The organism is Streptomyces sp. NPDC002156, assembly GCF_053593675.1.
Window position 1 is genome coordinate 1 of the sequence record NZ_JBSFDA010000251.1, and the last position, 10,830, is coordinate 10,830.

Genomic DNA, 10,830 nt, shown 5'->3' on the forward strand with positions numbered 1-10,830 from the left:
GGGGGGGGGGGGGGGGGGGGTGGGGGGGGGGGGGGGGGGGGGGGGCCGGCGGGGGTGGCGCGGGGGGTACACCCCCCGGGGGGCGGCCCGGGGGGCCCGGCGGCTGCGCAAGGTCAGCCGCCGGACGGTCGGGTGAGCACCTGGGCGCTCAGATCATGGCTTCGACGGTGATGGGCAGCTCGCGGACGCGGCGGCCGGTGGCGTTGAAGACCGCGTTGGCGATGGCGGGCGCCACGCCGATGTAGACGATCTCGCCGAGTCCCTTGACGCCGATGGGGTCGGCCTCCAGGTCCTGGCCACCGTCGAGGAAGATCCCGCGCAGTTCTGGGATGTCGGCGTTGACGGGGACGAGGTAGTTGGCGAGGTCGGCGTTGACGATCCGGCCGTCGCGGTGGTCGGTCGACGTGTGCTCCAGCAGTGCCGCGCCGATGCCGCCCACCATGCCGCCCAGCGCCTGGCTGTCGGCGAGCTTGGGGCTGATGATGCGGCCCGCGTCGAAGACACCCAGCATCCGCCGCACCCGTACCAGGCCGAGGCGGGCATCGACGGCGACCTCGGCGAAGATCGCGCCGTAGGTGTACATGGAGTGCCGGGACTCGCTGGGGGTCCAGGAGCCGAGGACTTCGAGGTGGGTGCGGTTGTTGCGGGCCAGAAGCTGCCGGTAGGTCTCTCCGCGCGCGGGGTCGTTGCCCAGGTGCAGGCGTCCGGCGCGGACCACGATGTCGTCGGCGTCGGCGCCGTACAGCGGCGAGTCCCTGTCCTCGACGGCCAGTTTGATCGCCTGCAGACGTACCTTGTCGCAGCCGTCCTGGACGGCGGAGCCGACGTTGATCATGGTCTGTGAGCCACCGTGCGGCGGTGCCACCGGCATGGTGGAGTCGCCGAGCTGGAAGGTCACGTTGCGCATGGTCAGGCCGAGGGCGTCCGCGGCGACCTGGCTCTGGGAGGTGTAGGTGCCCGGTCCCATGTCGCTGGTCGCGGACTGGACCAGGGCGGTGCCGTCGGCGTTCAGCCTGACCCGGGCCTGGGCCCCGCTCCGCAGGACGTCGTAGGTGCCGACGGCCATGCCGGTGCCGATCAGCCAGTCGCCGTCACGGGTGGAGCGCGGACGGGGATCGCGCCGGTCCCAGCCGAACTCGCGGGCGCCGACGGTGTAGCACTCGCGCAGCCGTCGGGTGGAGAACGGCAGTTGGCTGGACGGGTCCTCCTCCGGTTCGTTGCGCCGGCGCAGCTCGATGGGGTCGATGCCCAGCTCGTGGGCGAGTTCGTCCATCGCCGACTCGAGGGCGAAGGCGGCGGTGGCGAAACCGGGACCGCGCATCCACACCGGCGTGTTCACGTCCAGCGCCACGGTCCGGTAGTCCTGGCGGACGTTGGGTGCCTTGTAAACCATCTGCCCGGCGTGCAGGACGCCCTCGGTGAAGTTCTCGTACGACGAGGTCTCGGCCTTGAGGTGCTGCACCATGGCGCTCACCCGGCCGCGCCGGTCGCTGCCCAGGCGCACCCGGTACTCGTACGAGGGCCGGTAGCCCACGCCGAAGTACAGCTGCCTGCGGGAGAGCACGAGCTTGACCGGGCGGCCCGTCTTGCGGGCGGCGAGGGCCGTGATGGCGATGTGTGGCCAGGCGCGCATCGCGTTGCCGAACGAGCCGCCGACGAACGGCGCGATGATGCGCACCGAGTCGATCGGGACGCCGAACTGCGCGGCGACGTCCTTCTGCATACCGATGGGCCACTGGGTCTTGTCCCACAGGGTGAGCTTGTCGCCGTCCCAGCGGGCGATGGTGGCGTGCGGCTCCATCGCGTTGTGATGGGCGCGAGCCTGCTGGTAGGTCGCATCTACTTGTACGGCGGCGGATGCGAACGCCTTGTCCGCGTCACCCCGCGCGTAGGCGACGGGCTCGCCGGCCGGCGCGGAGGCCATGTCGGTCGACGACTGCGCGGCGTCGTAGCGGACCTTCACCAGCTCCGCCGCGTGCTGGGCGGCCTCCAGCGTGGTGGCGACCACGACGGCGACCGGCTGACCCCGGAAGAGGACCTTGTCGTCCTGGAAGACCCGCAGCTGTTTGTTGCCCGGCGGATCGTACGTATCCGGATTGCCGCGATAGGCCAGTTTGGGTGCGTTGAGGTGGCTGATCACCTTGATGACGCCGCGCTGGGCGAGGGCGGCACGGGTGTCGATGCCGGTGATGCGGCCGCGGCCGATGGTGCTGTCGACGATGACGGCGTGGACGACGCCGTCGATGTCGTGTTCGGCGGCGTACGTCGCCTTCCCGGTCACCTTCAGCCGGCCGTCCACGCGGGACAACGGCGCTCCGACGGCCGATTGGGGCTGCGGGCTCACTTGGTACCTCCTACGATGCGCAGCTGGCGTTCCACGGTGCGCTTCAGCAACTCGACCTTGAAGCGGTTGTGGTCGAGGGGGCGGGCACCGTCCGCCGCGTGCTTCGCGGCCTCGGCCCACAAGGACTGCGAGGGCCGCTCGCCGATGAGGTACTTCTCGACTGCGGGAAGCTTCCAGGGCACGGTGCCGACGCCGCCGGCGGCGATCTTCGCCTCCCGGATCGCCCCGCCGCGTACGTGCAGTGCGACGGCCGCAGAGGTCAGGGCGAACTCGTACGACTGCCGGTCACGCACCTTCAGATAGCCCGACTTCAGCGGGCGGGGCAGGGCGGGGATCTCCACCGCGGTGATCAACTCGCCCTTCCTGAGGGACTGTTCGCGGTTCGGGGTGCTGCCGGGCCGGAGCAGGAAGTCGGCGAACGGAACAGTGCGTTCCCCGTCCGGGCCCAGCAGGTGCACGTCGGCATCCAGCGCCGCGAAAGCCACCGCGACATCGGAGGGATGGGTGGCCACACAGTCGTCGGAGGTGCCCAGGATCGCGTGGGTGCGGTTGACACCCTCCCGTGCCGCACAACCCGAGCCCGGCTCACGCTTGTTGCAGGACGCTGTCACATCACGGAAGTACGTACAGCGGGTGCGCTGCATGATGTTGCCGCCGATGGTGGCCATGTTGCGCAGCTGGGCGGAGGCGCTGAGTTCCAGCGCCTGCGAGATCATGGGGTAGAGGGTGCGGACCTTGGGGTGGGCGGCGGCCTCGGCCATCCGCACCAGCGCGCCGATCCGCAGCCCGCCGCGCTCGGTGACAGTGACCTCGTGCAACGGCAGAGCGCTGATGTCGACCAGCGTCTCGGGTCGTTCGACGGTCTCACGCATCAGGTCGACCAGGGTGGTGCCCCCGGCGATGTAACGCCCGCCGAGGCGACCGGCGTTGAGCGCTTCGCGGGTGTTGGAGACCTTGGTGAAGGAGAAGGGATACATGGAGACCGGGCCTCATTTCCTGTGGGCGGTCTGCTCGACCGCGCGCACGATCTTCACGTAGCAGCCGCATCGGCAGATGTTGCCGCTCATCCACTCCCGGACCTCGTCCGCCGATCCGGTGTGGCCCTCCTGGATGCAGCCGACGCCGGACATGATCTGACCTGGGGTGCAGTAGCCGCACTGGAAGGCGTCCTGCTCGATGAACGCCTCTTGCAGCGGGTGCAGTTCGCCGTCCTCGCCACCCGGAGCGAGGCCTTCGATGGTGGTGACCTCGGCGCCCTCCAGGCGCACGGCCAGCGTCAGGCAGGAGTTGACCCGCTGCCCGTCGACCAGGACCGTGCAGGCTCCGCAGGCACCGGCGTTGCAGCCCTTCTTGGTGCCGGGCAGTTCCAGGTTTTCGCGCACCAGGTCCAGCAGTGAGGTTCGGTTGTCGACCGTGACGGTGTGCCGCTTGCCGTTGACGGTCAGCGACACACGACCGCTGGGCGGCGCCTCGGCCCCGACGGCCTCCTGGGCGCCGAGCAGTGGGCTTGCGATCAGGCCGCCGGCCACGACAGCACCGCCGACCACGGTGGTCGTCGCGATAAACGTGCGCCGGGAGGGATCTGAGGAGGATTCGGCGGGGGGAGGAACAGCTGACTCGGTGAGTTCAGTGGACATGCGTACGCTTTCGCTCGGCGGAAGGTCAATTGCCTTGCTCGTCGGGGTGCCGGGAGGCAGTACCGCGTCGTCATCGCCGGTGTGAATCCGGCGGTGTTTGTCAGTCTTGATGAAGGACGCGGCGCAGGGTTTCGGAGAATTCACCCAGCTCGCCGCGGTGCGCGTGGCTGGTCATGCCCGCCAGTTTGCCATCACTTGGCACAGGTGTGGGGGGTAGAGTTTTCTGCCTGGATGCCGGACTCCCAGGATGGAATCCTGCGCCTTCTACGGTTGGACGCGCCGGTTGAAATGTCGGAAATAGGGTCGCTGCGTGAACGGCTTGCCGGACATATCCGTCGAACGGGCCGGATTGTCTTTCGGCTTCTTTCGTATCGGGACTGGTGCTATGGAATCGGGGATATGTGAGCCCGCCAGAGCGGATCCGCTTTCAGGGGTGGGTTTGCGTTCAGTCCAGGAATGTCGAAGTCAGGTGACAGGCGAGAGTGTTTGGATTGCCGTCACCGCCGAACTCGTGCCTCGGGGAATCCCGTGCTTCGTATGACTGGAGCACCCAGGTAGAAAACTCTCCCTCCCAGGTGGCGGGCGTTCGGTGTCAAGCTATTGACCGCGCCGCGTCCTGCTCATCCCTGGGATCGCGACGAATGCTCCAAGGAAAGGGCCCTGTTCGGCCGTGATCATCATCTACATGCTCGTCAGACTCGCCGTACTGGTGGCGTTCGGAGCCCTCCATTGGTACGCGTGGCGTCGTCTCGTACGCGACACGACCCGCCCGGGCTCGCTCCAGCGGCGTGCGGGAACCGTCGTCTTCGTGGCCGGGCCTCTGCTGACGGGCGGCGCCTTGGCGGCCGAGAACCCATGGGTCCCGTTCTGGCTTGAGCAGTTCCTGTCCTGGCCCGGATTCCTGTGGATGGTCCTGTTCCTGTACTTGCTGCTCGCACTGCTGGTGGGCGAGGCCGTCCGGCCCCTGCTGCGACGGTGGCTCGCGCGACGGGACGCTGAAACAGCCGGGCCGGAGACGGCACATCCCTCCGTGCGGTCCGTTGCCGGACCACCCGGGGAGCCCGGGGAACGGCGGAACGAAGACCCAGTCGTCGTCGGCCGGCCCCCATCTCCGACGGTGGAACCCGGCGTGCCCGGAGCCGCACGGGACATTCCGGAGGCCGTTGCCGTGGCCGAGCATCCGCATGCTCTGGAGCCCGGGCTCTCGTCGAACAGGCCCACGGGTCCGTCCCGCCGGCTCTTCGTCTCCCGCGTCGTGGGCGGCGCCGCGGCGGCCGTCTCCGTCGGCACGGTCGGCTACGGGACCTACGGAGTGCTCCGTGGCCCCAAGGCGAAGCGCCTCACCATCCCCCTGGCCAAACTGCCCCGCAGCGCGCACGGGTTCCGGATCGCCGTCGTCAGCGATATCCACCTCGGCCCGGTTCTGGGCCGTGGATTCGCCCAGCGGGTCGTCGACACGATCAACGCGACGCAGCCAGACCTGATCGCCGTTGTGGGCGACCTCGTGGACGGCAGCGTCGAGGACCTCGGTCCGGCCGTCGAGCCACTTGCCCAGCTCCGGGCGCGCCACGGGGCGTACTTCGTGACCGGCAACCACGAATACTTCTCCGGCTACGCCGAGCAGTGGGTCGACAAGGTGCGCGACTTGGGACTGAACTCACTGGAGAACGCACGCACGGAGATGCCCGGCTTCGACCTGGCGGGTGTCAACGACATCCGCGGTGAGAGCGAGGGGCAGGGCCCCGACTTCGCCAAGGCCCTTGGCGACCGTGACCGCTCCCGCGCAGCGGTCCTCCTGGCTCACCAACCGATCGTCATCCACGACGCCGTGCGCCACGGCGTCGATCTCCAGCTCTCCGGCCACACCCATGGTGGCCAGCTGTGGCCCGGCAACTTCATCGCCGAGCTGGCGAACCCGACGGTCGCCGGTCTCGAACGCTACGGAGACACCCAGCTGTACGCGAGCCGCGGCGCCGGCGCCTGGGGCCCGCCGGTCCGCGTGGGCGCCCCGTCCGACATCACCGTGGTCGAACTGGCCTCGGAATGAACCGGACGTTCGGCGACGGCGTTGTCGGACAGGGCCGCCTCGATGATCCGGTCGACGCCCTGGGGTGCGTACGCGCGGATCGCCGCCGCCGGGTCCTCCTGGTCGAGGGCGATGGCGTGGGAGACGACGGCCGGGTCGACACGGTCGAGGTCCGAGCTGCGGCGGACGGTGGCGAGCACGATGGCCCCGCCCCAGCAGGCGAGTTGGGCGGCCAGCGAGCGGACGCCGCCGAGGACGCCATGCACGAGGACGAGCTTCCCGTCGACGGGGCCGTCTGCGAAGACGGTTCGGTGGGCGGTGCTCCCGGGGATGCCGAGGCTCGCGCCGAGTTCGTAGCTGAGGTGGTCGGGCAGGGGGACTGCCTGGTGGTCGGGCAGTTCGCCGACGTGCAGGACGTCGGCCGCGGTGCCCTGTTCGTCGTACCAGGACGCAAGCACGGGCGGGTACCTCCGGGCCGGTCAGCTCGCGGGCGGCTCCTCGCCGAGGGCCTCGCGCAGCCAGGCACGTTCGGCCGTACTGACGGCGCGGGCGGTGAGCAGCATGCCGCGCCGGTAGGGATCGGCGACCTCCTCGGCGCGCAGGGGCAGGTCGCCGTCGTAGAAGAAGCTCGCCGGCTCTTCCAGGAACTCCAGCCGCCTGCGAAGCACCGCGTGCTGCTCGGCCAGGTCGGGCAACTGCGAGAGGAAGGCCAGGACGGTGAAGAAGCGGGTGAAGTCGGTGATCTCGTGGTCGGCGGGCTCGCGCAGGCGTTTGCGCAGCTCGATGTGCCCGGCCTCGGTCAGGCTCAGTACATACCTCGCGGCACCCGCAGCCGGGTCGGCATTCCGCTCCAGCAGGCCCGCCTTGGCGAGACGGTTGATCGCCGGGTACAGGCTGCCGTCACTGACCGGCCGTGTGTAGCCGGTCAGCTGGGCGACACGGCGGCGCAGTGTGTGTCCCGGCAGGGGGCCCTCCGCGAGGAAGCCCAGGATCGCTAGCTCCAGCATGCGTCCATCATCACATACATACATCGAAACGATGCCTACATCGTTTCGATGTTACGGTTGCCGAAGTCCGCTTCACTGTCGAGGCCTGCTTCCGCTCCCATCCCCACGCCGACTGGCCAGTCCCCGGGCCCGGCAGATCTCCCGCGAGTGGCGATATGAAACCTCCCCGCATCCCTGGTGCCCCCGTCGGTCCGACAGCACCCCACCCGTCACATGACCGAGGGAAAACGACCATGACCAAAACACAGTCCCGACAGTCCTTTGTCACCTCTGCCGACGGCACGAGGATCGCCGTCACCGTCACCGGCCAGGGACGTCCGCTCGTGATCTCCCCCGGCGCGCTGAACGCAGCCCAGGACTGGCAGCTCCTGGCCGATGCCCTCGCTCCGCACCTGACCATTCACGCGGTCGACCGCCGCGGCCACGGCGCCAGTGGAGACAGCCTGGATCACAGCCTCGAACGCGAACAGGAGGACATCGCCGCCGTCCTGGACCTCGCGGGCCCCGACGCTGTCCTGCTGGGTCACTCCTACGGTGGCATCGTGACGCTGGGCCTGGCATTGCAGCGGCCTCCCGCCGCTTTCATCCTCTACGAGCCCCCGGTACCGCTGCATGGTCCAGTCGGAGGCGAGGCCATCGCGCCCTTCGAAGAGGCCGTGGCGGAAGGCGACCTGGAGCATGCTCTTGCCTTCGGTACGCGGAACTTCCTTCGGATGCCGGAGGAGGCGATCGAGGCGTTCCGGCACAGCCCTGTGTGGGCCACCCGGGCGTCCATGACGCCCACCTGGGCGCGCGAAGTCCGGGCCATCGACGCCTTCGGCGACGACCTCGACCGGTTCGCCCGCCTCACCATGCCTACGCTCCTCGTCACTGGGGAGTTCAGCCCGCCTGTTCTCCTCGACATCTCCCAGCGCCTTCAGGAAGCCCTGCCGAACAGCCGTCTGGCCCAGATCCCCGGTCATGCGCACGAGGCATACCTGACCGCTCCCGAAACGCTGGCCGAGGAGATCCTTTCCTTCGTTGCCGGCCTCAGCGCATGACCAGCCTGGAGTGTGCGAGCAGGGCGCAGTGGAACGTGGCGTTCGGGCTGACGATCAGAGTCTGCTTTGCTTCGACGATGTCGAGGGACAGCTGAGGCAGCGTGATGTCCAAGCGCAGCGTCAGACCTGGACCGGGCTGGGCCGTGGCCGGTTGGTAGTTCGTCAAGGTGATCGACGCCGCGTGCAGCACGAGCACCTTGGTGCGTCCGGTGGGAGTCTCCTCGCCCAGGATCCCCAAGTGAACCGATGGAAGCGGTCCAGGGGTGGACGCATCTCAGCTCTGAGTCCGTGGGCGCAGGCTGTCCCGTGCGGTTGCCGGTCACGGTTCCGGCCGGGGCACCAGGTTCTGGCCGCGAACCACGTCGGCGTTCCTCGCAATTTCCAGTGAGGGAAGAATTCCTGGTCAGGGCCGGAGTATCCAGGCAGAAAACTCTCCCCCTCAGCCGCCCTCTCGCAACCGCAATTCCCCGATAGCCTGATCGTTCATTCGGGTCGGAGAGGGTTACTGGCCTGTGGCTGGAGCCCGCCACACCGTCGCAGGTGTAGTCCCCGGGCGACGAGGGAGGGGCCCACGTGCTCATCGACACCTACGGCCGAGCGGCCACCGACCTGAGGGTCTCGCTGACCGACAGGTGCAACCTGCGGTGCACGTACTGCATGCCCGAGGAGGGACTGCAGTGGCTGGCCAAGCCTGACCTCCTCACGGACGACGAGATCGTCCGCCTGATCGGCATTGCGGTCACCTCCCTCGGTGTCCAGGAAGTCCGCTTCACCGGCGGTGAGCCCCTGCTGCGCCCCGGCCTCGTCGGCATGGTCGAGCGCGTCGCCGCCCTGGAGTCGCGCCCCCAGCTGTCCCTCACCACCAACGGGATAGGCCTCAAGCGCACAGCAGCGGCCTTGAAGGCGGCCGGCCTGCACCGGGTGAACGTGTCCCTCGACACCCTCCGCCCGGATGTCTTCAAGACCCTCACTCGCCGGGACCGCCACAAGGACGTCATGGAGGGCCTGCACGCTGCCCGCGAGGCGGACCTGACACCGGTCAAGGTCAACTCGGTCCTGATGCCGGGGCTGAACGAGGACGAGGCCCCCGACCTTCTGGCCTGGGCGGTGGAGCATGACTACGAGTTGCGCTTCATCGAGCAGATGCCCCTGGACGCCCAGCACGGCTGGAAGCGCGAAGGCATGGTCACCGCGGGCGACATCCTCGCCTCCCTGCGCACCCGCTTCCAGCTCACGCCGGAGGGCTCCGACGAGCGTGGCTCCGCCCCGGCCGAACGCTGGATCGTCGACGGCGGCCCGTACCGCGTGGGAGTGATCGCCTCGGTCACCCGCCCGTTCTGTGCGGCCTGCGACCGTACGCGGCTGACGGCCGACGGCCAAATACGCACCTGCCTGTTCGCCCGCGAGGAGACCGACCTGCGCGCCGCGCTCCGCTCCGACGCCCCCGACGAGGAGATCGCCCGCATCTGGCGGCTCGCGATGTGGGGCAAGAAGGCGGGCGCGGGCCTGGACGACCCGACGTTTGTCCAGCCGGACCGGCCGATGTCCGCGATCGGCGGATGAGCGTTCTCGGGGATGTCGAGGGCGCGCAGATGTCGGCGCACAGCTTCGCGGAGCGATGACCAAACCGCGCCGGAAGCCCAAGAAGGCCTGGGCCTGTCGGGCAGGCCGCGAACGCGTCACGCGCCGATCGCCGAGCAGCGGGACACCGTCGAGGTGTCGCCGCGCCATCTGCCCGAACTCTCGGTTCGATGCCGGTTCGCGGGAATTCCAGAGGTATGCCGAGCCGACCTGGACAGACTGGGCGTGGCGACGTTCTACGGGAGAGTACTTGGGGGGCCGCTCTAACAAGCCCCGACCCATTCCTCGACCCCGTCCGAGAACTTCTGACGCTTCCAGATGGGCACCTCGTGCTTGAGGTCGTCGATCAGCTGCCGACAGGCTTCGAATGCCTCTGCCCGATGGGGACAGGAAACCGCGACAATCACGGCCAGGTCGCCAACGGTCAGATCACCGACGCGATGCACCGCGGCCAGTGCGCGAATCGGGTGGTTCGCGACGACCTTCTCGGCGACGCGGCGCAGTTCGGCGGCTGCGGTCGGGTGGCACGAATAGCTCAAGGCGTCCACGTCCGCACCCCCGTCATGGTTGCGTACCGTGCCGACGAACAGTGCCGTGCCACCGGCCGCGTCGTCGCCGACCGCCCGGAACACCTCGTCCAGCAGAAGCGGTGTGTCCCGGATCTCGAGCAGCCGGATGGGATCTGGATGCGCCCGCTCGCCAGGGTGTTCATGGACACCCTTGGTTGTCACGGCATTCATGCTGTCCCACATCCCCTGACCAGTTCATCAAAGCGGGTCCCGTCATCGGCACCCCAGTTCTCTTGACTTTCGGCCCGGCATCCGGCAATGCGGCCCGGCGGCTTGAAACACCAGCCGCCCGTAACCATGCCATCGGAAAGACCGCCGTGGGAGGCAGACTTTTCTACCTGGCTGGAACTCTCTCCGGATGCAATTCTCCTTTCACGGCCCACCGGCAGGGCACGAAACAGGCAGGCCGACGAAGGCCGCACGGGCTGCACTCGGGAGAGCGCTTGGACGGTTCCGCCTCCCGGAGAGCGCACGGTTGAAGAACTGCCGTACTCGCTCTCGTCGCGCTGCGCAGAGAGTCCCGCTCCAGCATATGCACCTCGGCGATCCGGCGCCGCCCGGCCCGGTCGCGGGCGAGATGCAGGACCACCGACAGCGCGGCCGCCAACTGGCTGTGCAGCGCGGCC

The 10,830-nt window shown here is 68.9% G+C and carries 10 protein-coding genes and 1 pseudogene; 3 read left to right on the forward strand and 8 right to left on the reverse strand.

Annotated features, from left to right (window positions below):
- Positions 1 to 148 precede the first annotated feature (148 nt).
- From ACWCRB_RS46530 to ACWCRB_RS46540, 3 genes are read right to left on the reverse strand one after another with little or no spacing between them, the layout of a single operon-like run.
- Positions 149 to 2,344 (reverse strand): xanthine dehydrogenase family protein molybdopterin-binding subunit, encoded by a 2,196-nt coding sequence (locus ACWCRB_RS46530; RefSeq protein ID WP_451001864.1) that lies wholly within the window; start codon positions 2,342 to 2,344, stop codon positions 149 to 151.
- The gene (locus tag ACWCRB_RS46535) at positions 2,341 to 3,321 is read right to left on the reverse strand and encodes an FAD binding domain-containing protein (RefSeq protein WP_451001865.1); all 981 of its coding nucleotides are present in this window, start codon (positions 3,319 to 3,321) and stop codon (positions 2,341 to 2,343) included. Before ACWCRB_RS46535 ends, ACWCRB_RS46530 begins: the two co-directional genes overlap by 4 nt.
- Before the next feature lie 12 nt (positions 3,322 to 3,333).
- On the reverse strand, positions 3,334 to 3,981 hold the full coding sequence (locus ACWCRB_RS46540; protein WP_451001866.1) for a (2Fe-2S)-binding protein: 648 nt from the start codon (positions 3,979 to 3,981) through the stop codon (positions 3,334 to 3,336).
- A gap of 685 nt (positions 3,982 to 4,666) precedes the next feature.
- Between ACWCRB_RS46540 and ACWCRB_RS46545 the strand changes: the two genes are divergently transcribed.
- On the forward strand, positions 4,667 to 6,028 hold the full coding sequence (locus ACWCRB_RS46545) for a metallophosphoesterase (protein ID WP_451001867.1): 1,362 nt from the start codon (positions 4,667 to 4,669) through the stop codon (positions 6,026 to 6,028).
- Here the strand turns inward: ACWCRB_RS46545 and ACWCRB_RS46550 are convergent.
- Together ACWCRB_RS46550 and ACWCRB_RS46555 are read right to left on the reverse strand one after the other, a co-directional pair.
- Positions 5,920 to 6,465, reverse strand: a complete 546-nt coding sequence (locus tag ACWCRB_RS46550; RefSeq protein ID WP_451001868.1) for a hypothetical protein — start codon at positions 6,463 to 6,465, stop codon at positions 5,920 to 5,922. The two genes, ACWCRB_RS46545 and ACWCRB_RS46550, sit on opposite strands and share 109 nt — an antisense overlap.
- 21 nt (positions 6,466 to 6,486) lie before the next feature.
- Complete coding sequence (locus tag ACWCRB_RS46555; protein WP_451001869.1) at positions 6,487 to 7,014, reverse strand: PadR family transcriptional regulator; 528 nt, start codon at positions 7,012 to 7,014, stop codon at positions 6,487 to 6,489.
- A 233-nt stretch (positions 7,015 to 7,247) separates the two neighbouring features.
- Here ACWCRB_RS46555 and ACWCRB_RS46560 point away from each other — a divergent pair, with 233 nt between their 5' ends.
- Positions 7,248 to 8,054 (forward strand): alpha/beta fold hydrolase, encoded by an 807-nt coding sequence (locus tag ACWCRB_RS46560; RefSeq protein WP_451001870.1) that lies wholly within the window; start codon positions 7,248 to 7,250, stop codon positions 8,052 to 8,054.
- Here ACWCRB_RS46560 and ACWCRB_RS46565 read toward each other — a convergent pair.
- Positions 8,044 to 8,292: a hypothetical protein gene (locus ACWCRB_RS46565; protein ID WP_451001871.1), complete on the reverse strand. Its 249-nt coding sequence runs from the start codon at positions 8,290 to 8,292 to the stop codon at positions 8,044 to 8,046. The two genes, ACWCRB_RS46560 and ACWCRB_RS46565, sit on opposite strands and share 11 nt — an antisense overlap.
- Positions 8,293 to 8,627: 335 nt before the next feature.
- Between ACWCRB_RS46565 and moaA the strand changes: the two genes are divergently transcribed.
- Entirely contained in the window at positions 8,628 to 9,617 is a 990-nt protein-coding gene (moaA, locus tag ACWCRB_RS46570) for a GTP 3',8-cyclase MoaA (RefSeq protein WP_451001872.1), read from the forward strand.
- 281 nt (positions 9,618 to 9,898) lie between these two features.
- Here the strand turns inward: moaA and ACWCRB_RS46575 are convergent, their stop codons facing one another.
- Positions 9,899 to 10,366 (reverse strand): molybdenum cofactor biosynthesis protein MoaE, encoded by a 468-nt coding sequence (locus ACWCRB_RS46575; protein ID WP_451001873.1) that lies wholly within the window; start codon positions 10,364 to 10,366, stop codon positions 9,899 to 9,901.
- A gap of 172 nt (positions 10,367 to 10,538) precedes the next feature.
- Positions 10,539 to 10,830, reverse strand: a pseudogene (locus tag ACWCRB_RS46580) (hypothetical protein); the annotation flags it as partial.

Excerpts from the sequence above, each read along its gene's own strand:
- ACWCRB_RS46555 (WP_451001869.1), bottom strand. The coding sequence starts at position 7,014 with ATGCTGGAGCTAGCGATCCTGGGCTTCCTCGCGGAGGGCCCCCTGCCG.
- ACWCRB_RS46560 (WP_451001870.1), top strand. The coding sequence starts at position 7,248 with ATGACCAAAACACAGTCCCGACAGTCCTTTGTCACCTCTGCCGACGGC.
- ACWCRB_RS46545 (WP_451001867.1), top strand. The coding sequence starts at position 4,667 with ATGCTCGTCAGACTCGCCGTACTGGTGGCGTTCGGAGCCCTCCATTGG.
- ACWCRB_RS46540 (WP_451001866.1), bottom strand. The coding sequence starts at position 3,981 with ATGTCCACTGAACTCACCGAGTCAGCTGTTCCTCCCCCCGCCGAATCC.
- ACWCRB_RS46535 (WP_451001865.1), bottom strand. The coding sequence starts at position 3,321 with ATGTATCCCTTCTCCTTCACCAAGGTCTCCAACACCCGCGAAGCGCTC.